Source organism: Streptomyces sp. NPDC090994, assembly GCF_044768905.1.
Taxonomy (GTDB): domain Bacteria; phylum Actinomycetota; class Actinomycetes; order Streptomycetales; family Streptomycetaceae; genus Streptomyces.
In genome coordinates, this window is the sequence record NZ_JBIVWS010000001.1 from 15,499 (window position 1) to 40,129 (window position 24,631).

31 protein-coding genes are annotated in these 24,631 nt (G+C 72.8%); 11 read left to right on the plus strand and 20 right to left on the minus strand.

The window, feature by feature from the left end; genetic code table 11:
• Positions 1 to 141: 141 nt before the first annotated feature.
• The gene (locus tag ACIQR3_RS00110; protein WP_403532265.1) at positions 142 to 1,149 is read right to left on the minus strand and encodes a LacI family DNA-binding transcriptional regulator; all 1,008 of its coding nucleotides are present in this window, start codon (positions 1,147 to 1,149) and stop codon (positions 142 to 144) included.
• A gap of 193 nt (positions 1,150 to 1,342) precedes the next feature.
• Positions 1,343 to 1,777 (minus strand): nuclear transport factor 2 family protein, encoded by a 435-nt coding sequence (locus tag ACIQR3_RS00115; protein ID WP_403533896.1) that lies wholly within the window; start codon positions 1,775 to 1,777, stop codon positions 1,343 to 1,345.
• Between the two features lie 16 nt (positions 1,778 to 1,793).
• Between ACIQR3_RS00115 and ACIQR3_RS00120 the strand changes: the two genes are divergently transcribed.
• Entirely contained in the window at positions 1,794 to 2,363 is a 570-nt protein-coding gene (locus ACIQR3_RS00120) for a TetR/AcrR family transcriptional regulator (RefSeq protein WP_403532267.1), read from the plus strand.
• A gap of 60 nt (positions 2,364 to 2,423) precedes the next feature.
• On the opposite strand, the gene ACIQR3_RS00125 is transcribed toward ACIQR3_RS00120, so the two are convergent.
• The 13 genes from ACIQR3_RS00125 to ACIQR3_RS00185 all read right to left on the minus strand — a co-directional run bounded on the left by ACIQR3_RS00125 (position 2,424) and on the right by ACIQR3_RS00185 (position 13,315).
• Positions 2,424 to 3,095, minus strand: coding sequence for a response regulator (locus ACIQR3_RS00125; protein ID WP_403532268.1), 672 nt, complete (start codon positions 3,093 to 3,095; stop codon positions 2,424 to 2,426).
• A 52-nt stretch (positions 3,096 to 3,147) separates the two neighbouring features.
• Positions 3,148 to 4,488, minus strand: a complete 1,341-nt coding sequence (gene mslH, locus ACIQR3_RS00130) for a lasso peptide C-terminal Trp epimerase (protein ID WP_403532270.1) — start codon at positions 4,486 to 4,488, stop codon at positions 3,148 to 3,150.
• Positions 4,485 to 5,216 (minus strand): DsbA family protein, encoded by a 732-nt coding sequence (locus ACIQR3_RS00135; protein ID WP_403532272.1) that lies wholly within the window; start codon positions 5,214 to 5,216, stop codon positions 4,485 to 4,487. The genes mslH and ACIQR3_RS00135 overlap by 4 nt, the downstream gene beginning before the upstream one ends.
• A 2-nt stretch (positions 5,217 to 5,218) precedes the next feature.
• Positions 5,219 to 5,692 carry a MauE/DoxX family redox-associated membrane protein gene (locus tag ACIQR3_RS00140; RefSeq protein WP_403532274.1) on the minus strand — a complete coding sequence of 158 codons (474 nt, stop codon included), beginning with the start codon at positions 5,690 to 5,692 and terminating at the stop codon, positions 5,219 to 5,221.
• Positions 5,693 to 5,712: 20 nt separating this feature from the next.
• The gene (locus ACIQR3_RS00145) at positions 5,713 to 6,588 is read right to left on the minus strand and encodes an ABC transporter permease (protein WP_403532276.1); all 876 of its coding nucleotides are present in this window, start codon (positions 6,586 to 6,588) and stop codon (positions 5,713 to 5,715) included.
• Positions 6,585 to 7,550 (minus strand): ATP-binding cassette domain-containing protein, encoded by a 966-nt coding sequence (locus tag ACIQR3_RS00150; protein ID WP_403532278.1) that lies wholly within the window; start codon positions 7,548 to 7,550, stop codon positions 6,585 to 6,587. Before ACIQR3_RS00150 ends, ACIQR3_RS00145 begins: the two co-directional genes overlap by 4 nt.
• Entirely contained in the window at positions 7,547 to 7,978 is a 432-nt protein-coding gene (locus ACIQR3_RS00155) for a lasso peptide biosynthesis B2 protein (RefSeq protein WP_215165616.1), read from the minus strand. The genes ACIQR3_RS00150 and ACIQR3_RS00155 overlap by 4 nt, the downstream gene beginning before the upstream one ends.
• Entirely contained in the window at positions 7,975 to 8,238 is a 264-nt protein-coding gene (locus ACIQR3_RS00160) for a lasso peptide biosynthesis PqqD family chaperone (RefSeq protein WP_403532280.1), read from the minus strand. The genes ACIQR3_RS00155 and ACIQR3_RS00160 overlap by 4 nt, the downstream gene beginning before the upstream one ends.
• The gene (locus tag ACIQR3_RS00165) at positions 8,235 to 10,052 is read right to left on the minus strand and encodes a lasso peptide isopeptide bond-forming cyclase (protein WP_403532282.1); all 1,818 of its coding nucleotides are present in this window, start codon (positions 10,050 to 10,052) and stop codon (positions 8,235 to 8,237) included. Before ACIQR3_RS00165 ends, ACIQR3_RS00160 begins: the two co-directional genes overlap by 4 nt.
• Positions 10,053 to 10,108: 56 nt before the next feature.
• A complete protein-coding gene (locus ACIQR3_RS00170) occupies positions 10,109 to 10,237 on the minus strand; it encodes an aborycin family tricyclic lasso peptide (RefSeq protein ID WP_403532284.1) in 129 nt (42 codons plus the stop codon).
• Between the two features lie 116 nt (positions 10,238 to 10,353).
• On the minus strand, positions 10,354 to 11,106 hold the full coding sequence (locus ACIQR3_RS00175) for an ABC transporter permease subunit (protein ID WP_403532286.1): 753 nt from the start codon (positions 11,104 to 11,106) through the stop codon (positions 10,354 to 10,356).
• Positions 11,099 to 12,001, minus strand: coding sequence for an ABC transporter ATP-binding protein (locus ACIQR3_RS00180; RefSeq protein WP_403532287.1), 903 nt, complete (start codon positions 11,999 to 12,001; stop codon positions 11,099 to 11,101). The genes ACIQR3_RS00175 and ACIQR3_RS00180 overlap by 8 nt, the downstream gene beginning before the upstream one ends.
• A 180-nt stretch (positions 12,002 to 12,181) precedes the next feature.
• On the minus strand, positions 12,182 to 13,315 hold the full coding sequence (locus ACIQR3_RS00185; protein ID WP_403532289.1) for a sensor histidine kinase: 1,134 nt from the start codon (positions 13,313 to 13,315) through the stop codon (positions 12,182 to 12,184).
• Positions 13,316 to 14,202: 887 nt separating this feature from the next.
• Here ACIQR3_RS00185 and ACIQR3_RS00190 point away from each other — a divergent pair.
• Positions 14,203 to 14,913 carry a LuxR C-terminal-related transcriptional regulator gene (locus ACIQR3_RS00190; RefSeq protein WP_403532290.1) on the plus strand — a complete coding sequence of 237 codons (711 nt, stop codon included), beginning with the start codon at positions 14,203 to 14,205 and terminating at the stop codon, positions 14,911 to 14,913.
• Between the two features lie 12 nt (positions 14,914 to 14,925).
• Here the strand turns inward: ACIQR3_RS00190 and ACIQR3_RS00195 are convergent, their stop codons facing one another.
• Complete coding sequence (locus ACIQR3_RS00195) at positions 14,926 to 15,624, minus strand: ATP-binding protein (protein ID WP_403532292.1); 699 nt, start codon at positions 15,622 to 15,624, stop codon at positions 14,926 to 14,928.
• Between ACIQR3_RS00195 and ACIQR3_RS00200 the strand changes: the two genes are divergently transcribed.
• Both ACIQR3_RS00200 and ACIQR3_RS00205 read left to right on the plus strand, forming a co-directional pair.
• Positions 15,539 to 16,411 (plus strand): helix-turn-helix domain-containing protein, encoded by an 873-nt coding sequence (locus tag ACIQR3_RS00200; protein WP_403532294.1) that lies wholly within the window; start codon positions 15,539 to 15,541, stop codon positions 16,409 to 16,411. The two genes, ACIQR3_RS00195 and ACIQR3_RS00200, sit on opposite strands and share 86 nt — an antisense overlap.
• A complete protein-coding gene (locus ACIQR3_RS00205) occupies positions 16,408 to 16,632 on the plus strand; it encodes a DUF397 domain-containing protein (RefSeq protein WP_403532296.1) in 225 nt (74 codons plus the stop codon). Before ACIQR3_RS00200 ends, ACIQR3_RS00205 begins: the two co-directional genes overlap by 4 nt.
• Here the strand turns inward: ACIQR3_RS00205 and ACIQR3_RS00210 are convergent.
• Entirely contained in the window at positions 16,626 to 17,003 is a 378-nt protein-coding gene (locus ACIQR3_RS00210; RefSeq protein ID WP_403532298.1) for a hypothetical protein, read from the minus strand. The two genes, ACIQR3_RS00205 and ACIQR3_RS00210, sit on opposite strands and share 7 nt — an antisense overlap.
• A gap of 132 nt (positions 17,004 to 17,135) precedes the next feature.
• Here ACIQR3_RS00210 and ACIQR3_RS00215 point away from each other — a divergent pair, with 132 nt between their 5' ends.
• Together ACIQR3_RS00215 and ACIQR3_RS00220 are read left to right on the plus strand one after the other, a co-directional pair.
• Positions 17,136 to 17,552, plus strand: a complete 417-nt coding sequence (locus ACIQR3_RS00215; protein WP_403532300.1) for a hypothetical protein — start codon at positions 17,136 to 17,138, stop codon at positions 17,550 to 17,552.
• Positions 17,553 to 17,621: 69 nt separating this feature from the next.
• Complete coding sequence (locus ACIQR3_RS00220) at positions 17,622 to 18,374, plus strand: DUF4142 domain-containing protein (RefSeq protein WP_403532302.1); 753 nt, start codon at positions 17,622 to 17,624, stop codon at positions 18,372 to 18,374.
• A gap of 4 nt (positions 18,375 to 18,378) precedes the next feature.
• On the opposite strand, the gene ACIQR3_RS00225 is transcribed toward ACIQR3_RS00220, so the two are convergent.
• The gene (locus ACIQR3_RS00225; RefSeq protein ID WP_403532304.1) at positions 18,379 to 18,885 is read right to left on the minus strand and encodes a MarR family winged helix-turn-helix transcriptional regulator; all 507 of its coding nucleotides are present in this window, start codon (positions 18,883 to 18,885) and stop codon (positions 18,379 to 18,381) included.
• A 245-nt stretch (positions 18,886 to 19,130) separates the two neighbouring features.
• On the opposite strand from ACIQR3_RS00225, the gene ACIQR3_RS00230 reads away from it, so the two are divergent.
• Together ACIQR3_RS00230 and ACIQR3_RS00235 are read left to right on the plus strand one after the other, a co-directional pair.
• Entirely contained in the window at positions 19,131 to 19,619 is a 489-nt protein-coding gene (locus tag ACIQR3_RS00230; RefSeq protein ID WP_403532306.1) for a nitroreductase family deazaflavin-dependent oxidoreductase, read from the plus strand.
• 23 nt (positions 19,620 to 19,642) lie between these two features.
• On the plus strand, positions 19,643 to 20,098 hold the full coding sequence (locus ACIQR3_RS00235) for a hypothetical protein (protein ID WP_403532308.1): 456 nt from the start codon (positions 19,643 to 19,645) through the stop codon (positions 20,096 to 20,098).
• Between the two features lie 18 nt (positions 20,099 to 20,116).
• Here ACIQR3_RS00235 and ACIQR3_RS00240 read toward each other — a convergent pair whose 3' ends face one another.
• On the minus strand, positions 20,117 to 21,229 hold the full coding sequence (locus ACIQR3_RS00240) for a Ku protein (RefSeq protein ID WP_403532310.1): 1,113 nt from the start codon (positions 21,227 to 21,229) through the stop codon (positions 20,117 to 20,119).
• Positions 21,230 to 21,290: 61 nt separating this feature from the next.
• On the opposite strand from ACIQR3_RS00240, the gene ligD reads away from it, so the two are divergent.
• Positions 21,291 to 22,172 (plus strand): non-homologous end-joining DNA ligase, encoded by an 882-nt coding sequence (gene ligD, locus ACIQR3_RS00245; protein ID WP_403532311.1) that lies wholly within the window; start codon positions 21,291 to 21,293, stop codon positions 22,170 to 22,172.
• Positions 22,173 to 22,581: 409 nt separating this feature from the next.
• Here ligD and ACIQR3_RS00250 read toward each other — a convergent pair whose 3' ends face one another.
• Positions 22,582 to 23,388 carry a nuclease-related domain-containing protein gene (locus ACIQR3_RS00250; RefSeq protein ID WP_403532313.1) on the minus strand — a complete coding sequence of 269 codons (807 nt, stop codon included), beginning with the start codon at positions 23,386 to 23,388 and terminating at the stop codon, positions 22,582 to 22,584.
• A 169-nt stretch (positions 23,389 to 23,557) separates the two neighbouring features.
• Here ACIQR3_RS00250 and ACIQR3_RS00255 point away from each other — a divergent pair, with 169 nt between their 5' ends.
• Both ACIQR3_RS00255 and ACIQR3_RS00260 read left to right on the plus strand, forming a co-directional pair.
• Positions 23,558 to 24,037 carry a dual specificity protein phosphatase family protein gene (locus ACIQR3_RS00255; RefSeq protein ID WP_403533899.1) on the plus strand — a complete coding sequence of 160 codons (480 nt, stop codon included), beginning with the start codon at positions 23,558 to 23,560 and terminating at the stop codon, positions 24,035 to 24,037.
• A gap of 116 nt (positions 24,038 to 24,153) precedes the next feature.
• The gene (locus ACIQR3_RS00260; protein WP_403532315.1) at positions 24,154 to 24,618 is read left to right on the plus strand and encodes an SH3 domain-containing protein; all 465 of its coding nucleotides are present in this window, start codon (positions 24,154 to 24,156) and stop codon (positions 24,616 to 24,618) included.
• Positions 24,619 to 24,631 lie beyond the last annotated feature (13 nt).

Below are 24,631 nucleotides of genomic sequence, written 5' to 3' on the forward strand. Positions count from 1 at the left end.
CGGTACGCCGGTGACCGGGGCGGTACGCCGGTGACCGGGGCGGTACGCCGGTGACCGGGGCGGTACGCCGGTGACCGGGGCGGTACGCCGGTGACCGGGGCGGTACGCCGGTGACGGGGGGCGGTCGTCGGCCCCCCGCCGTCAGCCGCTGTCCCGGACGACCAGCCGGTGGCCCGCCCGCAGCACCGCCGGGCGGACCGGCCGGGCGCCCTCGACGCCCTCCAGTACGGCGGTGATCGCGAGCCGGGCCAGTTCCCGTTTGTCGGGGGCCACCGTGGTCAGCGCGGGGGCGGTGAACCGGGCCGCCTCGATGTCGTCGAAGCCGATCACCGCGAGGTCCTCGGGCACCCGTACGCCATGAGCGCGTGCCGCGTGGAGCGCACCCTCGGCGAGGGTGTCGGCGAAGCAGAACACCGCGTCGGGCGGTTCGGGCAGGCCGAGCAGCGCGTGGGCCGCCGCGGCGCCGTCGTCCCGGTGGTAGCCGGCCACGGGCGGGGCGAACCGTTCGTCGTAGTCCAGGCCCGCCTGTTCGAGGGCCGCGCGGTATCCGGCGAGCCGGGTGGCGGAGGTCGCCGCGTGCGCGGCGGTCTGCCGGCCGATCACGGCGATCCGCCGCCGGCCACGGGCGAGCAGCCGGGCCGTCGCCTCCCGGGCGGCGCCGGTGTTGTCGACGGTGACGTGGGCGAACGGCAGGTCGTGGACGCGTTCGCCGAGCAGTACCAGCGGGGTGGGGCTGGGGGCGCGGACGGCGGCGCGGTCGTCGAGCGCGAGGGGGCTGAGGATGATGCCGTCGACCAGCGGGTCGGTACGGCCGAGCGCGATCTCCAGCTCCGCCTGCGGACGGCCGCCGGTCACCTCCACCAACAGCGTGCGGTCCCGCGCGGACGCCTCGCGCAGCAGGTGCTCGGCCAGTTCGGCCCAGTACGGCATGGTCAGCTCGGGCACGGCCAGCAGCAGGACTCCGCTGCGGCCGGTGCGCAGCCGGCGGGCGGCGGTGTTCGGCCGGTATCCCAGCTCCTCCACCGCGCGCAGCACCCGTTCCCGGGTCGCCTCGGAGAACCGCCCGGTCCCCCGGACGACGTTGGACACGGTCCGCATGGACACGCCTGCGCGTTCCGCCACGTCCCTGAGTCCGGTTCCCACGCGCATCGGGCCAGGTTAGTCCAGGAGACGGGGCGGTACGGGGCGAGCGCCGGCAAGGCCGGCCACGTGCCGCGGGGCCTGCCGCGCCGGGTCCGGCCGTCCCCGCCCGGCGGCAACGCGGCGCTCAGTGACGGCAGCCGTACGGTGCCGCCGCCGGTGGCGGGGCGCTCGGGACTCGGTCCCGCCCCGCCGTTTCTCCTCAGTGGGCCTGCTGGGCGGCCAGGGCGGCGCTCGACAGGTGGGCGTTCTCCTGGTGCGTCGCGGTGAGCTTCACGCGGTCGAGGCGCCAGCCGTGCTGCGTGCGGATCGCCTCGTTGTCGTAGAAGCCGACCACCAGCCAGCGGTCGGGGCCGGTGCCGGCGAGTTCCCGCGGGACCCAGTGTTCGGCGCGGACGTGGGCGTGGATCGTCGCGCTGTCGCCGTCGACGGTGATCACGTGGCCGGTGATGGCGTGGTGGGTCGCCGCGAACGGCGCGAAGGAGCCGCGCAGGATCTCGACGTACCGCGCCAGCGGTGTCGTCATGGGCGGGATGCCGGCGACCGAGGAGAAGTCGAGCGTCAGCGGGTCGGTGCAGACGAGGCCGGGGCTCGGTACGGGAGGAGAGCGGATGCCGCGGATCCGGGGAGCCAGTATCGAGGAGCACCACTAGATGGTGTGGGCCGACCTCGGCGAGGCGTTGCGGCAGTTGCTGCTGGAGCGTGACTACGACGCGATCACCATGGGCCATATCGCGGCTCGGGCCGGGCTCGCGCGCAACACGCTGTACAACTACGCGCGCGACAAGAGCGCGCTGGTCCAAGCGCTGAGCCACCGGTGGGCCCGGCCCGTGGTCGAGCGCGTGGCCGCGATCGCCGCGCGGTCCGCGGACCCGGCCGCGGAGCGGATGCGGGAGATCATCGAGGCCGTGCTGGAAGCCTCCGCCGGCCAAGCCCTGCGGCTGATGTTCCGGCCGGGTTCGGCTCCGCTGGTCGCCGAGGTGCCGAAGGGGCCGGGCAACCCGTTCGAGGCCATCGTGGCCGCGGTGGAGGACGTCGTGCGCGACGGCATCGCGCGCGGGGAGTTCCGCGACGTCGGCGACGTGCGGCTCACGGTGGAGCTGCTGTCGGGCGTCGTGCGGGCGAGCGCCGAGCGGATCGGGCGGGACCCGGACGCCTTCGTGGCCACGGTCGATGAGGCACGGGTGGTCGTGCTCGCCGCCCTTGCCCGGCGGTCGGGTTGAGTTCCGGCGTGTCGGCGGCCGGTCGGAGCCGGTGACTTCTTCGCCGTCGTCTCCACCCGGTCAGCCCGGCATCCCCCGCTCCGCCAGGCCGCTCTCGTAGGCGATGATGACCAGTTGGGCGCGGTCGCGGGCGGACAGTTTGGTGAGGAGGCTGCTCACGTGGGTCTTCACGGTGGGGAGGCTGATCACCAGGTGCTGGGCGATCTCGGCGTTGGACAGGCCGTTGGCGATCAGGACGAGTACTTCCTGTTCCCGCTTGGTGAGGCCGACGAGGCGGGGAGCCGGGCGGGGCGGTTCGTCGTGGGAGAAGGCGGCGATGACGCGGCGGGTGACCGTGGGGGCCAGGACGCCCTCGCCGGTGGCGATGACGCGGATGCCGGCGACCAGGTCGGACGGTGAGGCGTCCTTGAGCATGAAGCCGCTCGCGCCCGCTTGCAGGGCCGGGTAGACGTACTCGTCCATGTCGAACATCGTGAGGGCCAGGACCCGCACGCCGGTCAGCGTCTCGTCGGAGCAGATCTCCCGGGTGGCGGCGATGCCGTCCATGACGGGCATGCGCAGGTCCATCAGGACGACGTCCGGCCTGAGTTCGCGGGCGAGTTCCACCGCCCTCGCGCCGTCGCCCGCCTCGCCGATCGCCTCCATGCCCGGTGTCGAGTCGATGAGGACGCGGAAGCTGCCGCGCAGCAGTGCCTGGTCGTCCGCGATCAGTACCCGGACCGCCTCGGTCATTCCGTGTTCCTCGCCTCGCACGCTGCTCGTCGGGTCGTCAAGTGCGGTGAGTTTAGCGGGGGTCAGCGGGGTCAGCGGGGGCGAGCAGCAGTTCTGCCGTTCCCGTGTCGTCGGTCGTGACCGTGACGCCGTACGGCTCGGCCAGGCGGGCGAAGCCGGTGAGGATGTCCTTGGCCTCGGCCGGGTCCGCCGCCCGCGGGCGGCCCCGGCGGTGGACCGGCTCGCCGAAGCCCAGGTCGACGGGGTGGAGGCGGGCGTGGACGAGGCTGCCGTCGTCGAAGGTGAGCACCGGGACGAGCGACTGCCAGTACTGGCGGTGCGGGGCGAAGAACCGGCGGCCGTGGGCGCTGAGCTCGTCGAAGTAGCGGCCGGGGGTGCGCTGGTCGCCCGGGGCGAGTCTGGCGTAGTCCTCGGCGGGGACGCGGTCGGCCAGTTCGATCTGGCTGACGATGTTGCCGAGGCTGTAGAAGACGGGTTTGCCGCGGTACAGCTCGACGCCGCGCAGGAGGTGGGGGCCGTGGCCGACGACGACGTCGGCGCCCTCGTCGATCATCCGGTGGGCGAAGTCGCGGAGGAACTCGCCGGGGGTGTCCGGGGTCGGGCCGGGTTCGTGGGAGTGGACGCTGACCACGACGAGGTCGGCGCGGCGCCGGGCCTCGGTCACCCAGCGGGCGATCCCGTCGAGGTCCTTCGGGTCGCAGGTGGTGGTGAAGCCCGGGGTGTCCGCGGCCTGGAAGCGCGTACCGAACAGGGTGAGCCGGTCCGGCGCGGGCATGGCGGGGTCGAAGCCGAGCAGCGTGCGCGCCTCGGCCCGGCGGGCCCGCAGTCCCGTCTCGCCGTCGATCTCCCGGAGCGCGTCCAGCTGGGCGGGCGTCACCCGCAGGGTCGCGCTGTGCCGCAGGGGGTTGAGCCCGGGCCGGCCCGGCAGGTCCGGTGACGGGGCGGCCGCCTCCTGTCCGGGCAGGAACGTCGCGCTGCACGAGATCAGGGCCAGGCTGCCGCCGGGCCGGTCGACGTAGACCGGTCGCCGGGCGGCGGTGAGGTCGGCGCCGATGCCGGCGAACGGGACGCGCCGGGTGTTCAGCAGGTCGACGGTGCCCAGTACGCCCTCGACGCCGAGGTCCAGCGCGTGGTTGTTGGCGCAGCCGAGGACCGTGAAGCCCGCCGCCGTGATCTCGTCGAGGACTCCGGGGTCCGCGATGAGGCAGCCGCCGCTCGCCGCGTTGTGCACGGGGTGCCCCCGTCCGGCGTCGGGGACGACCTCCAGGTTGGTGAGGCTGAAGTCCGCGGCGCGCAGCACCTCGTGGAGTTCGAGCGCGGCGGGGTCGGACGTGATCAGCGCTCCCCGGGTCGCCATGCAGTCGCCGGAGAGGGCCACGGTCAGCCGGGTCATCCGCGGGCCTCCGAGACGGCGCGCCGGAGCGAGTCGGCCGCGTCCGGTCCGGTGACCTCGACGCGTTCGCCGTCCACCGTCACGGTCGGGGTCACCGCGACCTTGCGGGAGGCGGCGACGTCGGAGACGTACGTCGCCCAGGGGGCGTACGTCCTGTCCTGGACGCAGGTCTCGAAGGACTCGAAGGAGTCTCCGGTGATGCCCGCGTCGCGGCCCGCGGCGATCAGCTGGGCCGCGCTGAGGCCGGGGCCTCCCTCCGGGGGCTGCTGGTCGAACAGCACCGCGGAGTACTGCTCGAACCTGCCCTGGTCGGCCGCGCAGGCCGCGGCGGAGGCGGCGCGGGTCGAGTAGCCCTCGGGGCTGCTGCGGTCGTCGAGGAAGGTGACCGGGTGGTAGACGACGCCGACGTCGCCGCTCTTCTTCAGGGCCTCCAGCTCGGGGGCGAGGGTCCGTTCCGTGGTGCGGCACTCCGGGCAGAGGTAGTCGAGGTAGAGGTCGATCCGTACGTCGCCGGCGGAGGCGGCCAGTCCCGCCTTGTCGTCGGTGACGTCGGCGGGGACCCGGCTCGGCGCCTTGTCGGGGGCGGTGTTGGTGGCCCGGACGAGGCCGGCGCCGACCAGCGCGGCGCCGACCACCACGACCACGGCCACGAGCGAGACCACCAGGGTGCGCCGCCGGCGCTGCCGCTTGTGGACCATCTCGCGCACCATGTCGTCCGTTGCGTGCATGCCTATCGCTCCTTCGTGTCCAGGACCCAGCGGTCCAGCGCGTACCGGGTCCGCGGATGGCGGACGAGGAGGACGGCCGCGGCGAGGAAGACCACGTCGCGCGCGATGTCGATGACATAGCCGCGCTCGGCCCCGCTCGTCACGGTCCCTCCGCTGCTGAAGCAGCCGCAGTCGATGGACAGCCCGCGTGCCCACACGGAGGCGATGGCGGCGATGTACGTCGCCATCAGTACGGCGGTGGCGGCGGCCACGGCGCGGGTGGCCAGTCCGGCGATCAGCAGCAGTGCGAGCGCCACCTCGATGAACGGCAGGACGCCGCCGACGAGTTGGGCGGAGTCCTCGGGCACGATCCGGTAGAGGGCGACGGTGCGGCCGGCCTCCGTGAGGTCCCGGATCTTCACCCAGCCCGCGTAGCCCAGCACGGCCGCCAGCAGCAGCCGGGCCGCGGTGCCCGCCCATGCCTTCGTGACGTGCACGGTGTGAACTCCTCCTCGGCTCACTGCGTACGGGAGAACCGGTAGGTCGCGAGGCCGAGTGCCGCGGCGGTGATGGCGGCCAGCAGCCCCAGTTCGGCGACGACCGGCGGGTGCCAGTCCCCGAGCAGCAGCCGGGTCTGCTCGGAGGTGAGGACGTCGGGCCCCGGCAGGGTCCGGCGGACCGCGTCGACGCCGTAGGTGAGGGGATTCAGCTTGACCACGGTGTCGAGCCAGCCCGGCAGCCCGTTGGGCGGGAACATCGCGCCGGAGAAGAACATCAGCGGCATCATGCTGAGGTTCACCACGATCTGGAAGGTGTCGACCTGCCGGATCGTGACCGCCGCGAGCAGGCCGAGCGCGGTGAACATCAGGGAGATGAGCAGGACCTCCAGCAGGACGACCAGCAGCATCGGCGTGTACCGGATGCTCGCGATGCCGCCGACCGACAGGAGCATGAGCCCGTAGACCGCGCCCGTGGTGGCTCCGCCGAGGGCGAGCCCGAGCACGATGCTGGAGCGCGGGAACGGGGAGACGAGCATCTGGCGGAGCATGCCGAGCCGGCGGTCCCACACGAGCGAGATGCCGACCGCGATCGCCGGAGCCTGTACGGACATGACGAGCGTGCCGGGGAACAGGTAGGCCCGGTAGTCGTTCAGCTGCGCCTTGCCGAGGCTGGAGGAGGCCGCGTCGAGGCCGGTGCCCAGGACGACGAGGAACAGCAGCGGGGTCACCAGGCCCATGGCGAGGCGTACCGGGTTGTGCCGCAGCCGGGTCATCTCCCGCCGCCACAGCAGCGTGTACGGCCTGAGGCTGTTCCGGGGCGGCCCGGCGGGCGGCGGGCCGGGCGGGGCCGCCTTGCCGGGGGGAGCCTCCAGGGCGGTGTCGAGCCGGCTCATCGCAGTCCCTCCCCGATGTTGCTGAGCGTGCGGGCGCCCGATCCGCTGTCTCTGATCGTGGTACCGGTGTGGTGCAGGAAGACGTCGTCCAGCGTCGGCGAGGTGACGGTCACCGAGCGCACGGTCAGGCCCAGGTCGGTGCAGAGCCGCGGCACCAGGGTGGCGCCGTCCGAGACCCGCAGGCGCAGGCCGTCGGGGGTGGGCTCGGCGACCAGGCCGAAGCGTTCGGACAGGGCGCCCGCGGCGCGTGCGTCGTCCTCGGTGCGCAGGACGACGCGGTCGGCTCCGATGATGGACTTCAGCTCCGCGGGCGACCCCTCGGTGATCACCTTGCCCCGGTCGAAGATCGCGATGCGGTCGCAGTGCTCGGCCTCTTCCAGCTGGTGCGTCGTGAAGAAGACCGTGATGCCCTCTTCCCGCCGCAGCCGGTTCAGGTGCTCCCAGACGGCCGCCCGGGTCTGCGCGTCGAGGCCGGTCGTCGGCTCGTCGAGGAAGAGGACGCGGGGGTTGCCGAGCAGTCCGCGGGCGATCTCCAGACGGCGGCGCAGACCGGTGGAGAACTGCCGTACGGGGGTGGTGCCGCGCTCGGTCAGCTCCATCATGTCGAGCAGCCCGGAGATCGCGGCCCGTGCCGCACGGCGGGAGAGCCCGCACAGGTCGGCCTGGAAGCGGAGGTTCTCGACCGCGGTGAGGTCCAGGTCGAGCGTCGACTCCTGGAAGACGATGCCGATCCGGCGGCGGACCTCCGCGGGCCGGGCCGCCACGTCGAAGCCGGCCACCTCCGCGCGGCCCGCGGTGGGCTTGAGCAGGGTGGTCAGCATGCTGATGGTGGTCGTCTTGCCGGCGCCGTTCGGTCCCAGGAAGCCGTACGTCGCGCCGTCGGCGACCGTCAGGTCCAGGCCGTTCACGGCCGGTGTGGTGCCGTAGTAGGCGTAGAGGCCCTCGGCCAGGATCGCCGTCATGAGCGGCTCCTTCCGTCCGGGCAGCGCACCGCCAGTACGGTCCGGAACACGCTCAGCTCGCCCGGCTCGTCCACCGGCCGGCCGTCGACCTCGACCCAGGCGTGCGCGCCGAACGGCTGGGTGCGGAACCCGGTGCACCAGTCGGCCCACTTGCCCCGGGACCGGCACAGCAGGAGGGTGGCCACGGACCGCTGGAGGCAGCCCAGACCGGCGCAGCGCGTGCTGACCGAGACGACGGCCCGGCGCGCACGGGCCGCCTCGCTGTACGTGGCGGGCCGGGTGCCCCTGCTGACGACGCGCAGCACCCGTTGCAGCCGGGCGGGGGGCAGGCGGACCAGCAGGCGTGCCGCCCCGGCCGCGCATCGGGGCGCGAGCTGCCGGCGCAGCGGGAGCCGGGGGGCCTGTTCGGCGACGGCGGGGGTGGTCACTGCGCGACCTCCACGAGGTGGGCCGCGCTGAGCGCGTCGACGAGGGCCCGTACGTCCTGCCGTGCCTGGTCCTCGCTGACCGGGGCGGCGGCGGTCAGGCTCGCGGCGGCCGCGTCGGGGGTCTGCCCGTCGAGCAGCCCGCGCAGGATGGTGGAGCCGGACGCGTTGAGCTGGAAGTAGCGGCCCCGGCGGCCGTCGAGCAGGACGGCTCCGGAGTCGACGGAGGTGAGGGTGACGTCGCGGGCGAGGCTGACTTTCATCGGCGTTCTCCCTTGTCCTGGGGGTGGGGGTGGGTCCGGAGCCAGCTCTCGCACGCGACGGTGGTCTCGATCGGCTGGAGGTGGTGGGACATCGGGCCGGGGTTGAGGACCGCGGACCGGAAGGCGGCCGGGTCGATGAGGCCGAGCCGGGCGAGGTGCGAGTCCTCGCACAGCTCCAGGAGCCGGGCGCGGTTGCGTTCGATGCCGCGGAACGCCTCGGCGCTGAACTCGCCCTTGTCGCGGCGGCCCAGGATGTCGGCGGGCACGACGCCCCGTACGGCGGTGGTCAGCAGCGGCTTGAACCGTCCGCTCGCCAGGCGCTGGTCGACCTGGGTGGACAGGGCCGCCTCCAGCACGCGGTCGTCGAGGAAGGGCGCGTCCCAGACGGTGCCGGTGCCCGCCACGACCGTGTTGACCTGGCGGACCGTCTTGCCCTCGAAGACGATCGAGGCGAGCGCCTGGTGCCGGGCCCGGTCGGCGTCCAGGGGGCTGGGTGTCTCGGCGGCGGCCGTGGTGAGCAGCTTCCGGACGGCCGCCACGGCGTCGGGCGTCGCCCAGGCGGGCATGCGGGGCGCGAACACCCAGCCGAAGTCGGGTTCGTCGATGGGCGGGGGCGGGGCGCTGATCCGGGCGGCGACGGCGGTGAGGTTCTGGGCGAACGTCGACCGGTCGGTGAGGGCGCGTACGGTCGCGCCCCAGGACCAGCGGTTGGCCAGCCGGTAGCGGTTGACCAGCTTCAGGCCGCTGACCGGGTGGGCGCGGGCCAGGGACCAGGCGCAGGCCGGCATCCGGCCGAACAGTTCGTCCCCGCCGAAGCCGGTCAGGTGCAGCGACGCGCCCTCCGCCGTGGCCCGTGCGGCCAGGTCCTTGACGTGCGCGAGCCCGGACGCCCAGGTCGAGGGGCCTTCCGGGGCGGCGCCGGCGTACTCGGCGGTGTAGCCGACGTCGAGCAGGTTCTCGGCGCGGTCGGAGGAGAGGGTGTGGTGGCGGGCCCTCGGCAGCAGCGCGGCGGCCTTCTGGGCCCACAGGCTGTCCTCGTTGGCCCCGTCGAGGGGCATGACGTGGTAGGTGACCAGGTCGGCGCCGGCCGCGTCGGCGAGGAAGCACAGCGAGGTCGAGTCGAGGCCGCCGGACAGGTCGGCGCTGATCGTCCGGCCCGGGCGCACCCGGGCGGCGAGCGCCTCGGACAGCGCCGAGCGCACGGCCTGCGCGCCCTGTTCGAGCGTGCGGGTCGCCTCGGGCAGTTCCCACCAACGTATCTGCCGCGAGCGGCCGTCGGCGTCGAGCTCCAGCCAGTGTCCGGTGCCGAGCGGGTCCACGCCCCGGGTGACGGGGCGCAGGGAGAGCGGCCAGGGAGCTCCGCCGGGCGCCAGCAGGCGGGCGGCCAGCACCGTCTCGTCGAGGTCGGCGCCGGTGAGGCGGACCAGCGGTGCCATGCCGCTCGCCGCGACCGTCACCCCGCCCGCCTCGGCGGTGAAGATCTGCCGTACGCCGGCGACCGAGCCCTGGACCCGGGTCCTGCCGTCCATCGACGCCGTCAGGTGGAAGAGGCCCGGCAGCCGGGACGCGACCGTGTCGACGTCGTGCAGCGAGCGCATCCTGCCGAGCGCGGCCGTCGTGGCCGCCTCGTCCAGCCGGGTGTGGCCCAGCAGCACCAGCCGCCGCGGTCCGGCTTCGATCACCGTGACCTCGTCCGGGGACCAGTCGCCCACGATCCAGGGCCGCCCCGACGCGTGGTCGATCCGGTGGGCCGGCCGCAGGTCCGCGGCGAGGCGGGCACCGGCCGGGCAGTCCGGAAGAACTACGAATTCCATGTCGCCTCGTTCCCCGGGCGGTGCCGGTGCGCGTGAGCGCACCGGCACCGGTGCGATCACCAGAAGCAGACGATGGCGTAACCGCAGCCGGCGAAGTCCTCGCAGCTCCCGACGCCGAGGCACTTGGTGAGCTCGTCGAAGTCGCCGATCTCCATCAGGGTGGGGGGCTCGTAGATGGCGGACATGGTTCCTCCCAGTGGGTCGGATCGCTCGGGCCGACCTGTTCGGCCCTTGATCTGCCTGGGAACCTACGGACCGCCATGTCCCACGGTCGTGGGGCAGGCGCCTCAGTGACGTCCCGTCATGCGTCCCACCGCCGGTGCCTGAGGTAGCCGGCCACCAGCGCCGCCACGGTCCACGCGAGCAGCACCAGTGCTCCGGTGTACGCCTCGGACGAGTCGACGGTGAGCAGCTGGGCGCCGGCGCGGTCGGGGAAGTACCGCGCCACTTCCTTCGTCGCTCCGATGACGGACAGGATCTGGGAGCCGGCGAGCACCATCGGGAGCAGGACGGCCAGCGGGATGACGGCACTGCGGGCGGTCGCCGCGACGCCCGCCGCGAACAGGCTCATCAGCGTCAGGTAGACCACCGCTCCGGCCAGGGCGCGGGGGACGCCGTCGGCGTCGATCGAGGCGCCGTGGGAGCCGAGGGCGGCCTGGGTGACCAGGTAGCCGACGACGGTGACGGGGATGGCCACGGCCACGGCGGCGACGGCGGTGGCCGTCATCTTCGCGGCGTAGAGCCGGCCGCGGCGGGGCACGGCGAGCAGCGAGACCCGCATCATGCCGGAGGTGTACTCGCCGGCGACGATGAGCACTCCGAACACGATCAGGGCGAGCTGGCCGTACTGGATGCCGTCCAGGCCGGCCTGTTCGGGGGTGAAGTCGGAGCGCAGCCCCGGGCTGTCGGACTCGATCGCGCCCTTCGCGGACCAGCCGCCCAGGGCGGCGATGAGGACGCTGAACGGGGCGAACAGCAGCAGGGCGGTGAAGGTGCCGCGGACGCCGCGCAGCTTGGTGAACTCGGCCCGGAGGGCGGCGGTGGTCTCAGACATGGGTGGTGCCTCCCGCGTCGCCGATGAGTTCGAGGAACGTGTCCTCCAGGGACCCCGTGTGGGTGCTGAGTTCGTCGAGCGGGAGCCCGCTCGCCGCGGCCAGCCGGCTGATCTCGGCCGCCGGCAGGCCCTCGACCTCCACGCTGCCGTCGCGGGCGCGCCGCAGCGTGGCTCCCTTGCGTTCCAGTTCCGTGTTGAGCCGCAGGGGTTCCGGTGTCCGTACGCGTACGTACGTCCGTCCGTGGCGCTGGAGGAAGTCCGCCATGCCGGTCTGGGCGAGGAGCCGGCCGCGGTTGATGATGACCAGGTCGTCCGCGACCATGGACATCTCGGTCATCAGGTGGCTGGAGACGAGGACGGTCCGGCCTTCGGCCGCCATGTGGCGCAGCAGTTCGCGCAGCCACCGGATGCCCTCGGTGTCGAGGCCGTTGACCGGCTCGTCGAGCACCAGGACGGGCGGGTCGCCGAGCAGGGCCGCGGCCAGGCCGAGCCGCTGGGCCATGCCGAGGGAGAACGTGCCGATCCGCCGGTGGGCGGCCCCGGTCAGGCCGACCGTCTCCAGGACCTCGCCGACCCGCTGCCGGGCGATCCGGTTGCTCTGCGCCAGCCAGCGCAGGTGGGCGGCGGCGGTCAGGCCGCGGTGCGGGGCCGACGTCTCCAGTACGGCGCCGACGTGCCGGGCGGGGTAGCGCAGTTCGGGGTAGGCGTGGCCGCCGATGCGGACGGAGCCGGTGTCCGGCCGGGTGAGGCCGAACATCATCCGCATCGTCGTGGACTTCCCCGCCCCGTTGGGGCCGAGGAATCCGGTGACGGCCCCGGACCGCACCGTGAAGGTGAGGTCCTCCACGACGGTGCGCTGCCCGTACCGCTTGGTCAGGTTCTGGACGTCAATCACACGCCGAGTCTCGCCGGGCGTGCCCGCCGGCCGCATCGGTCCCGGGGCGGGATCGCCGTCCGGTCTTCCGGGGCCGAGGTCATACTCGCGGATGAGTCCGGGTCGGGGGGCGGTGCCCTGGGAGGGCGCGCGCCGGGCTGGGCAGGGGTGGGTCGGCGGTGCGGGGACGGGTGCCGGGCTTCAGTACGGCAGGGTCGCCAGCACCTGGAATCCGCCGTCCGGCCGGGGGCCCGCGCTGAGGGTGCCGCCGTGTGCGGCGATCCGCTCCTTCATGCCGACGAGGCCCATGCCGCCGCCGGGGACGGCCGGCCGGTGTCCGGGGCCGGGGCCCTCGTCGGCCACGTCGATCGTCAGCGTGCCCCGTTCCGCGGTCAGCCGGACCCGGCAGCGGGTCGGCGCGGCGTGCTTGACGGCGTTCGTCAGGGCTTCCTGGACGATCCGGAACGCGGACAGCGCGACACCGTCCGGGGGTTCCTCGGCGTACCGGGACCGCAGGTCGACGGTGACCCCGGCCGCCTCGGCCGTGCGGACCAGCGAGGGCAGGTCCGACAGTCCGAGGACCGGCCGGAGGTCCTGGGTGCCGGCCGGCTGTTCCCGGCGCAGCACCTTGAGGGTGGCCCGCATGTCCTGCAACGCCCTGCGGCTGACGTCCTCGATCACCGTCAGGGCTTCCCGCGCCTCCTCCGGGTGGGTGGCGATCACGTGGTTGGCGACACCGGCCTTGATCGCGATGAGGCCCACGCTGTGGGTGACGACGTCGTGGATGTCCCGGGCGATGCGCAGGCGTTCCTCGGTCTTCGCCTGCTCGGCGGCGTGCTCGATGGCCCGCCTCGTGCTCTCCCGCCGTTCCCGCACCGCCGTCCCCGCCGCCCAGGTGGCGCCGAGGACGAGCAGGACGAACACGACCTGCACGGGCTTGGTCCCGCCCTGGTAGCTCTGCCCTCCCGCCACCGTGAGCAGGGCCGCGCCCGCCGCGCACAGCCCGGCGACGAACACCACGGACCGTCCCGGCCGCTGCCGCCTCGTGGTCGCCACCACGTACAGGGCGTACGCCGCGGCGAGGAACGGGGCCGGTCCGACGCCGACGGCGAGCGCCACGCAGGCGGCGGACAGGGCCGTCCCGAACACCGGTACGGGCCACAACCGCCGCGCCACCAGCGGCAACGCGGCGCTCAGCGACAGCAGCCATACGGTGCCGCCGCCCACCTCGCCGCCGGTGGCGGGGCGCAGCAGGGACACCTGCGGGAGCAGCGCGAAGCCGAACGCGGCCAGCACGTCGAGAACGAGCAGGCGCCGACGGGGGAGATCACCCATGCCGTGAACGTATGCCGTCGGTTCGCGGTGCGTCCATGTCCCGGTACGAGTCCGTACGAGGTCCCGGCACAAGCCCGGACGAGCTTTCGGTACGGCCTGACTCTCCGCGACGGGTTTGCGATTTGCAGGGAATTCCCTGCGTATCGGTCATCGCCGCGCCGGCTCCGTACGGCGGGCGCCTGATCCAGGCACACCCCGGCCGCGGGCCTTCCGTTTCGGCCACCGGTCCACCGTGTCCGCACGGTGTCCGGGCCGGCTGGATCATCGTCCGGCAGCCGCTGGTCCGGATCAGAAACCGCTGGTGGCACCTCCGCCTGTCCGGGTTTCAACGGTTCCGGAACCGCTCCGGCACACGCCCTTCGGCCAAGGCCGGGCCGCTGACCGATAGTCGCTCACCAAGCGGAATGCGATCCCCTCACTTAAGAGGCGAACTTGCGTTCTCCTCGATCGCTTACGCATACTCGGCACCAGCAGTGCCATGCGCCCTTCCGCTTTCACGCGAATTTCATGCGAATGAATGCTGACCAGAAGGAGACCTGTGCATCAGTGGTTGTCACGGTCACCTCTCTCAGTCACCTCGGACGCAATCGGCACCCCTCTCGCCCGTCGCCCAGCGCCACACCTCCGCGACCGGGCATCTTCTCTCGCAAGGCGCCGAGTGCGCCCGCATCACCACCTTCACCTCTCTTTATGAATTAGCGAACAGAAGGGGTGAACCACGCGCTCAGGCGCGCGAAACAAAAGAACCAAAACGGGGGTACATCATCATCGAGAAATCACGCTCCACTTGGCATCAAGTAAAGGAGGGCCCTTCGGATGAAGAACGCCCTGACAGTGTTCGACACCGGCCGAAACTGTATCAGCGGATGTCCAGGAGGTGCAGGGACGTGGAAATCAACCTGTTCATCATCAGTGACGACCCGATTACCCTCGCCGGGCTGGAAGCGATCGTCGATCAGAACGAGAAGTTCCTCGTCATCGGCCGGTCCATAGGCGGCGCCGGAATCCGATGTCCTCAGGACCCCGAACCGCGACCCCACGTCATCATCATCGGCGAGCCGTCCTCGAAAAGAACCCTGTGCGAGAACGCTCAGCGGATCGCCGCGCTGTACCCCTGCGAGAAGTCGCGGCCCAAAATCATCGTGGTGTCCCAGAACGACGACGACGACACGATCGTCGCCGCCCTCCGCGCAGGCGTCAACGGCTATCTTTCGCGCATAGAGTCGCCCGAAGAGCTGCTCCACTCCATCCAACTGGTGGCCAAGGGGGGCGCCGCTTTCAGTCCGACCGTCGCCTCTCGACTCAGCCGGTATTTCTCCGCGACGCACGTCCTGCCGGAGCTGGCGGGATTCTCCGAGCTGACCGACCGCGAGATGGAGATACTGGAACTGCTCGCCAGCGGTATGGGGAATCAGCAGATCGCACGCCGGCTCTTCCTGGCCGAGAAGACGGTACGCAATTACGTGTCGCGGATTTTCACCAAACTGGAGGTGCACGACCGGGCCATGGCGGCAGTGGTGGCACGCGACGCCGGGCTCGGCGGCCAACCAGACGTCCTGGTGCCGCAGGGCATCGGGGCCGAGGGGGCGGCCCCATAGGGCAGCGCGTCCTCACCTCGCCGCACGGCTGGGGTCGGTCTCCGCGCCGAGGGGCGGCCCGGCGATGATGTCCGGGGCCTTCAGTTCGGCCCAGACCGTCTTCCCGATCCCACCCTCCCGCCCCTCGACGCCCCAGCGGTGGGCCAGCGCCTCCACCAGCAGCAGCCCGCGCCCACCGGTCTCCTCGTCGCCGGGCGTCCGCACCTCGGGCCGGCCGGGCCCCGCGTCGCTGACCTCCACCCTCAGCAGCCCGTCCGCCGGCGTCCGCACGATCCGCACGCCCACCTGCCGGCCGGGCGGCACGGGTACGCGCAGCGCGTTCGTCACCAACTCGGAGAGGACCAACTCCACGGAGCCGACGGTGTCTTCGCTCATGCCCCAGGCCCCGAGCAGTGCGTGGACCAGCGCGCGGGCTCTCGGCACGCTGCGGTGACTGCGGGGCAGTCGGAAGGTGGCTTCGTTCCCGCCCGGACTTTCTGCCATGGCGCCCCCCGAGGGTCGACAGCGGTTGATCACGCCAGGAGAATATGAACTGAGGCAACGTTGCATGGAGCCTGATGGCCTTGGTTCACTCTTTTGGGCAACGCCGCACGCATCGCGGCCGGCCTCTGGTAGGAGTCGGGACATGCCTACCGTCAAACCGTCGACCGTGCTCGGACGCCAACTGGGGGACGAGCTTCGTAAGTTGCGTGACGCCGCAGGCGTGTCCATGGCGGAAGCGGCCGAGTTCCTCGACTGCACCAAAGGGAAGATCAGCCGGATGGAGAACGGGCACGTTCCCGTCCGGATCCCGGATCTGAACGCGCTCCTGCATGCGTACCGGGTCGAGGATCCCGAGACGCGCAGCCGTCTCAGCGCCATGGCGCAGCGCGCCAACCGGCGGCGCAGGGACGGGTGGTGGCATCAGTACGCTGCCGTACTGGGTGAGTCGTATCGCGATCAGATCGAACTGGAGGCCATCTGCGACAGCGTCCGGACGTACGAGGTGCAACTGGTTCCGGGGCTGCTGCAGACCGCCGAGTACGGCCGTGCGGTGACGGTCGCCTCGCGGGCGTGGACGACGCCCGAGGAGATCGATCAGTTCGTCCAGGTACGGCTCGCGCGGCAGCAACGGCTCACCGGCGAGAGGCCCATGTCGCTCTGGGCGGTGCTGGCGGAGGCGGTGCTGCACCAGCAGGTGGGCGGCCCGGCCGTGATGCGCGCCCAACTGGAACACCTCGCCGCGATGGCGGAGCGCCCTCACATCACCGTCCAGGTGCTGCCGTTCTCGCGCGGCGCGCACTCGGGTATGTTCGGCCCCTACCTGTTGCTGAGCTTTCCCCAAGTGACGTCGCTCGACCTGGTGTTGACGGAGACTCCGACCGGCAACATCTGGATGGAGCGCGAACCGGCGGTCGAGTACTACCGCGCCCTCTTCGACGACGCCCGCACCACAGCGCTGCCACCCACGGAATCGCTCACGCTGATCCGCCGCACGGCCAAGGAGTACCGAGCATGAGTCAGGACCATCACATACAGCCCGAGCTCGTCGGGGTTGTATGGCGCGCCAGCAGCTACAGCGGCGGGCAGGGCAACTGCGTCGAGGTCACCGACGACGTACCGGCCCGCATACCCGTCCGCGACAGCAAGCGCCCCGCCGGCCCCGCGCTCGCCTTCTCCGTCGGGGCCTGGGCCGCCTTCGTCGAGGGCTTGCGCGGGGCCGGGCGGGTCGGTCAGTAGCAGGGGGTGCCGTCGTCCTCGCGCCACTTCAGGTCGGTGACGTACATCGGCATGGTGAAGTAGCTTCCCGAGACGCCGTTGACGCACGTGGTGCGCTCGGTGCCCTGTGCGTCACCCTGGACGACGTACGTCATCGTGACGTCCCGCGACGTGTTGTTGTAGAAGATGTGGCCCGGGGCGCTGCCGGTCCACTCGGTCTCGGTCGTCAGGGACGGGGTCATGTCCGTGTCGCCGTACCAGTACTCGGGCCACACGCAGAAGCTGCCCACCGGGCAGTTCCCGGAGGACCACGCCGAGGCGGTGGGGGCGGACGCCATGACGCCGAGGAAGGCGGCGGGAACGGCGGCGAGGGCGAGGGCTCTTAAGCGCATGAGGGGCTCCATCCGTGAGGGGGCGCCTCACGCTAAGGGTGTTGATGTTGAAGCGTCAAGGAACGGTCGCCACCCGCCCCGGCGGCGCATGCGGAAGTGGCTACTCCGCCTCGCCCCGGGCACGCGGTGGACATGACACTCGCTCGCTCTCTTCCGGACAGTGCCGCCGAGTGGTGGATCATCACCGGCGTCGTCGCCCTCTACGCCCTGTGCCGCTGGTTCCTGGCCTGGCGGCAGGCTCGGCGGGACGGGGAGCCGCATGCCGCGCGGGCCGCGCTCGCCGAGGAGGACGATCCCGTGGCGACGCAGGCGACCATCCTGGGGGGCTTCCCTTCCTACCGGCAGTTCTTCGGGTTCGTGGGCAGCGCGCTGGTGGTCGGGCTGGTCGCCGGACTGACCGACGGCACGTCGCGCGTGGTGCTGCTGTCGACGGTCGTTCCGGTGCTCGTCGCGGCGCTCGCGTACCTCGACTTCCGGCAGGCCCGGAAGGCCAGGGAGGAACGGAGGGCGGGAAGGGGGACCGTCGCGGTTTCGGGACGGCTTGATTGATCCGGGGCCGGCGTCCGTATCTCCTGACGTACGAGTAGTTCGCTTTCGTGTCGTCGTCCTGGAGGCGCCGTGCGCATGTCCCGCAGCAGGATCGGGGTCGTCGTCCTGTTCGGTGTGCTGAGTCTGACCCTCACCGCCCTCGCCTTCCCCGCCATGGTCGGGCTGGAGACGAAGGACGGCGGGCAGGACCGGCTCGTGGCCAGTACGCGGTACGGGCCGGTCACCGAGGCCGACCGGGACTTCGTGGTGAAGGTGCGGGCGGCCGGGCTGTGGGAGTACCCGCTGGGCGAACTGGCCATGAAGCGCGGTACGTCGAAGGCGATGAAGGAGGCCGGGGAGCACCTCGTCGTCGGGCACGCCGGGCTCGACGCCGAGTGCCGCGAGGTCGCGACCGAGCTGGGGATCACGTTGCCCAACAAGGCCAGTCCGCAGCAGCGGGAGTTCGTGTCGACGGTGTCGGGGAAGCGGGGGAAGGAGTTCGACTCGACCGCGGTCACCATCATGCGGGTGACCCATGGGCAGATCTTCCCGGTCATCGCCGACATCCGCGCGACCACGCGGAACACCCTGGTGCGGGAACTGGCCGACCTCGCCAACGACACCGTCCTGGACCACATGACCGTCCTGGAGAAGACCGGCCTGGTCGGGTACGGCGACGTCAGCTTCAAGCAGACCGCCCCGGCGAAGCTGCCCAAGGACCGGGTCACGCCGCCCCCGCCGCAGCCGGGGGAGCCGACCGCCGTGCTCACCCCGCGGCCGGACCTGGACGTACGGACCGGCGGTCCGACCGTCGCGCCGGCCGCCACGCCGACCGGGGGCTGACCGGTCAGACGAGCACGTCCGCCGGCGGGTGCGGTTCGTGGCCCGCCTCCGTGAACGCGGTGAGCGCCTCGACCAGCGCGGCCCGCTGGCCGGGGGCGAGGCGCCGGACGACCGTCGCGATCTCGCGGCGGCGGCGCGCGGTGACGTGGTCCACCGTGCGCCGGCCCTCCTCGGTGAGGCGCAGCAGGGTCTCGCGCCGGTTGTCCGGGTTGGTCCGGCGGTCGACGAGGCCGGCCCCGATCAGCCGGTCGACCATGCGCATCGCCGTCGACGGCGCGACCTGGAGCTGCTCGGCGAGGGTGACGAGTTTGGTGGTGCCCCGGGTGGAGAGCACCACCAGCATCCGGAACTGCGGCAGCGTCACCCGCTCCTCCACCTCGGCGAGCGACCGCGCCGAGACCGCCACCAGCAGCCGCGACGCCGTCAGCACCGCACGGGTGACCGCGTCCACGTCGTCCGTGGCTCCCACGGGCAGCTCAAGGGGCCCCGCAGACAGCTCGCGTGCCCTCATGGGCGTATCGCACTCCGGCATACGTACTTTCTACCGTCTTTCTACCGTGCGGGAGCCCTGCCCATCGGCCCTGGCCGGAAAAGCTTTTCCGCCTGCCGGGCAAGGGACGTAGAGGCGGCTGAGGTACCGGAGGCAGCCAGAGGTCACGGAGATCGAACAGGTCCCGGGAAAGGACCAGTGGCCCTCCTCGTCGCCTCTGGCCTGTGCAAGGGTTGGCGCCGACGTCCCGATCCGGAAAGGCGACCATGGCGCGTACCGACACCGCACCCCGCCGCCCCCGGCCGCTCACGGGGTGGCGGCGCCTCGTCGCCCGGCTGCCGGTGTTCCTCTTCCGCGTGGGGCTCGGTCCGGTACTGGGCCGGCGGCTGCTCCTGCTGCACCACACCGGGCGGGTCAGCGGGCTGCGGCGGCACGCGGTCCTGGGGGTGGTGTCGTGCGACCGGACCGTACCGAGCTGGACCGTCCTCTCCGGTTCCGGGGCCCGGGCGGACTGGTACCGCAATCTGCGCAGCCAGCCCAAGACCGTCATCCAGTTCGGCCACCGCCACCACGCGGTCACCGCCCGGTTCCTCCCGGCCGACGCGGGCGCCCGGATCATGGCCGACTACGCTCGACTGCGCCCGGCGAACGCGCGCCGCCTGTGCGATTGCCTGGGGCTGCCGGTGGACGGCAGCGAGGGGGCGTACCGCGAGGCGGGCCGCGCCCTCACGTTCGTACGGCTCGACGCGGACTGAGAACACGAGAGGACGAGGTGGTCGTGAGCGCTCCCGGGCCGGGCAGCGGCGGAACGCCGGACGAGGTCTGGCAGAAGTTCCTCATGGACAGCGAGGACGCCATACGGGCCTCCGCGCCCCGGGAACCCTCGGCGCGGGACCGGACACCGGGGTGGCTGCCCGCCCCCGTGGCCGCCGAGCCGGCGGAGGCCGTCGGTGAGCTGTGGCAGCCGGACGACCCGGAACCGGAACCGGCCTGGCGCGACCTGGACGGGCGGGCGCGGTTCCGCCGTGCCGCCCGGGTGCTCGCCACGGCGGCGGCGGTCGTCCTCGCCCTGACGGTCTGGTCCCAGCTGACCGGTTCGGAGACGCCGTCCGGCGGGCCCGGAGACAGCCTCGTGGAGCGGGTGGAGGAGGCCCCGGCGACCCTCCCCACGGCGGCGCCCGCCCCGGCCTCGCTACCGGCGTCCGCGCCGGCCACGGCCTGGACGGTCGGCTGATCGTCCCGGCGGGCGGGGTCAGGCGCTGCGGCGGCCGGACGCCGTCTTCTTCGCGGGGGATTTCTTGGCCGGGGCCTTCTTGGCCGAGGTCTTCGCGGCAGGCGTTCTCGCGGCCGAGGTCTTCTTCGCCGTGTTCGCCTTGCCGCTCGCCTTGCCGCCCGGCTCGGCCGCCGTCGCCTTCTTGGTCGTCTTCGTCGTCTTCGTCGCCTTCGTCGTCTTCGTCGTCTTCGTCGTCTTCGTACTCGCCTTGGCCTCCGTTCCCGCCGGCTTCGCCGTCGTCTTCTGCGCTGCCGGGGCCGCCCGCTCGCGCTGCGGCAGCTCCCTGACCTCGGCCTCCGACTCTCCCCCCGCCTCCCCGCGCGACTCGCGCGCCGCCCGCACGCTGTTCTCCAGGGCCGCCATCAGGTCCAGCACCTTGCCGGAGGCGGCCGGGCGCGGGGTCTCCGGGGGCGCCTCGCCGGCCGACTTGGCGGCGATGACCTCCTCCACCGCCTCCCGGTACTCGTCGTGCAGCTCGCTCAGGTCGATCTCGCCGAGCGTGTTCATCAGGGCGTCGGCGAGGTCCAGTTCCTGGTCGCGGACGGTGACGTCGGTGTCGGGGGCGACGCCCTCGGGGGCGCGCACCTCGTCCGGCCACAGCAGGCCGTGCATCGCGATCGCGTCGTCGACCACGCGCAGCATGCCGAGGCGCTCGCGGCCCCGCAGGGCGTACTTGGCGATGGCGACCCGGTTGCTGCGCTTGAGCGCCTCGCGCAGCAGCGTGTACGGCTTCGCGGCCGGGGCGCCGCTCGCGGCGAGGTAGTACGCGGAACTCAGCTGGAGCGGGTCGATGCGGTCCTCCGGGACGAAGGCCACGATCTCGATCGTCCGCGCGGTCGGGATCGGCAGGGCGGACAGGTCCTCGTCGGTGATCGGGACGATCGAGCCGTCCGCGTCCTCGTAGCCCTTGCCGATCTCCGCCTGGGAGACCTCGCGGTCCTCCAGCTCGCAGACCTTGCGGTAGCGGATGCGGCCGCCGTCCTCCGTATGGATCTGGCGGAAGGAGATCGAGTGGTTCTCGGTCGCGTTCACCAGCTTGATCGGGATGCTGACCAGGCCGAACGAGATGGCGCCGTTCCAGATGGATCGCACGTTCCGCACCTTTCCGAGCCAGTGAGGGCGTTTTGTACCGCTTTCGTGAGATTCTCATCGTATGGCGCCTATCACCGAGGTGGAGGGGCGGCGGGTGGCCCTCAGCAACCTGGACAAGGTGCTGTATCCCGCGACCGGGTTCACCAAGGCCGAGCTGCTGCACTACTACGCGACCGTCGCCGGCGTACTGCTGCCGCACCTGCGGGACCGGCCGGTGTCGTTCCTGCGGTACCCGGACGGGCCGGACGGGCAGGTCTTCTTCGCCAAGAACGTGCCGCCGGGTACGCCCGACTGGGTCACCACGGCCGAGGTGCCGAGGTCGGAGGGGCCGGCCCGGATGGTGCTGGTGCAGGACCTGGCGAGCCTGATGTGGGCGGCGAACCTGGTGACCGAGTTCCACACGCACCAGTGGGTCGCGGACGATCCGGGCGAGGCCGACCGGCTGGTGTTCGACCTGGACCCGGGGCCGCCCGCCACCGTCGTGCACTGCTGCGAGGTCGCCCTGTGGCTGCGGGAGCGGCTGGCGGCGGACGGGATCGAGGCGTACGCCAAGACGTCCGGGGCGAAGGGGCTGCATCTGCTGGCCGGGGTGCGCGGGGCGTCGTCGGAGCGGGTGTCGGAGTACGCCAAGGCGCTGGCCGTGGAGGCGGAGCGGGCCATGCCGGAGCTGGTCGTGCACCGGATGACGCGGAGTCTGCGGCCGGGGAAGGTGTTCGTGGACTGGAGTCAGAACGCGGCGCGGAAGACGACGGCCGCGCCGTACACCGTGCGGGCGCGTACGGAACCGGGCGTCTCCGCGCCGGTGACGTGGGAGGAGGTGGCGGGGTGCCGGGCGGCGCGGGAGATGGTCTTCCTCCCCGGTGATCTGCCGCGGCGGGTGGCGGACCTCGGTGACCTGCTGGCCCCGCTGTTCGACCGGCGAGCGGCGGGCACGCTGCCCTGACCGCCGGCGGTCCGGGACGGCGGTCCGGAGGCCGGAGCGGCATCACAGAGGCGCAGGCCGCGTCGCGGAGGGCCAGGCCCGCGTCACAGAGGGCCAGGCCCCGTCACAGAGGCCCAGGCGCCGTCACAGAGGCCCAGGTCGCGCTGCAGAGGCCCAGGTCGCGCTGCAGAGGGCCAGGCCCGCGTCACAGAGGGCCAGGCCCCGTCACAGAGGCCCAGGCCCGCGTCACAGAGGCCCAGGCCCCGTCACAGAGGCCCAGGCCCGCGTCACAGAGGCCCAGGCCCCGTCACAGAGGCCCAGGCCGCGTCGCGGAGGCCCAAGCCCCGCCGCAGTGGCCCAAAGCCCCGTCGCGGAGGCCCAGGCCGCGGCGCGCAGGACAGGGGACCGCGCCGCAGAAGCCAAGGCCGCGTCACAGCCGTGCCCACGTCCTCCGGTCCCGTGCCATCGCGTGCAGGCCCTCCACGTCCGCCGGTTTGAGCACGCCGCCGAGCCCGGCCAGCCTGAACAGCTCCCCGTCCGACAGAACCCGCAGTCCGCCCGGCGGCGGGTCGGCGAGCGTCACGTCGGCCGGGCCCAGCAGGGCCAGGACGGGGCGGACCTCGGCGGTCAGCGCGTAGGAGGCGCGGTCGGCGTCGGCGCGGACCCGGCGCAGCAGCGGCCGGGGTTCGTGGCGGCCCAGGGCGACCAGGGGGTCGGCGATCCGCACCCGGGCCTTGCGGGCGTACAGGGCGTGGACGGCGAAGAGGCCGCCGGGGCCGATCAGCAGGTGGTGGACGCGGTCGCCGCCGGGCAGCGGAAGCGAGTGCAGGGTGCGCCAGCCCGCCCCGTCGAACCGGTCGAGAACTTTTCCCACCGCCTGTTCGGCGGCGAGCGCGCGGCGGCGCGGGTCGGGGCGCAGCCGGCGCGGCGGGCCGGGTTCGCGGTCGAGGGCGACGAGGAGGGCCTCGCCGGGGCGGTTGGGGGCCAGGTCGTCGTCGGGGTGCAGGGACAGCCGGGCCAGCTCGGCGGGGGCGGGGACAGGGGGCGGGCCGACCGTCACCGGGCCGGTGAGGAAGGGGGCCAGGGCGTCCAGGACGTCCGCCTCGCGGCCCTCGCCGATCAGGTTGACCCGGGCGGCCTCACGGTCGTACCAGGCGATGTTCCGGCCGTCCGGGAGGCAGACCCAGAGCCGTTCCCGGCCGTGCCGCCAGGCCGGTACGACGCGCAGCCGGCTCATGCGTCCTCACCCCTCACCCGCGTCCGCCACACCCTCGACCATGGGAACAGGCGGGGTGCTGCCGGGGCAAGAACCCGGCTACCGTTGGGGGCAGTTGCGCCCGCGGGGCAGGCCCGACGGACGTGAGGGCGGGGAGGCTTCGGTGCGCATCCCTGGGGAACGGCCCGAGGTGCCGGTTCCGGACAGTCCGTGGAGCGAGATCGTGCCGGGCCTGTGGATGGGCGGGCACGAGTACCGCACCGGGCCCGGACGCCTGGCGTTCGCCTCGGTGGAGGACGAGTTCGACCTGGTGCAGACGCTGCTGCGGCTGCCCGGGCACGGGCCGGCGCCGGGCGTCCAGCACCAGGTGTGGCCGATCCCGGACGGCCCGCTCGACGGGACCCAGCTCGCGGGAGTGATGCGGCTGGCGCAGGGCGCGTGCGCGGCGCTGGACGAGGGGCGCAGGGTGCTCGTCCGCTGTTACCACGGGTACAACCGGTCCGGTCTGGTGGTCGCGCACGCCCTGGTCCGCCGGGGCGCGGACGCCGAGGAGGCGATCCGGCTGATCCGCGCCCGGCGCTCGCCGTGGGCGCTGCACAACGAGCTGTTCGTGGCGTACCTGCGGACGGGTCTGCCGACCGTCCGCCTCTTGGAGGAACTGGCCGAGTAGCCGTCCCCGGCGGCCCCTCGCGAATGGCGCAGTGCGACAGGCGGCGCTCCATCGACGCTCCTAATGTGGCGATCAGTCACGTTCGGCCCGTGTTCGTCCCTCATGGAGGTCATGCCATGTCCCTGCGTTCCCGTTCCGCCTCCCGCCACTCCTCCCGCCGCTCCCCCCTCGTCCGCCGCCTCGCCATAACGGCCGCGGCCGGCGCGCTCGCCACCGCCGCCGCCGTCACCCCCGCCGCCGCGGGCGACGAGTGGGGGGACGACCCGGGGACGAGCAGCTACCGGGGCGACAGCGGCGACCCGGGCTACGACGAGGGCCGCGGAGGCCGCGACCAGGGCCGTGACCAGGGGCGTTACCGGGGCGTCGTCACGGCCGACCGGCTCGCGCTGCGCAGCGCGCCCAACCGCGGTTCCGAGGTCATCCGCTACGTCCACCGGGGCCAGAAGGTCAGCATCTACTGCAAGACCGGCGGCGAGTCCGTGCAGCGCAACCCGATCTGGTACCTCCTGACGGACGGCACCTGGGCGTGGGGCGCGGCCCGCTACATCGACAACGTCGGCCCGGCGCCGCGCTGGTGCTGATACATGCCGAAAG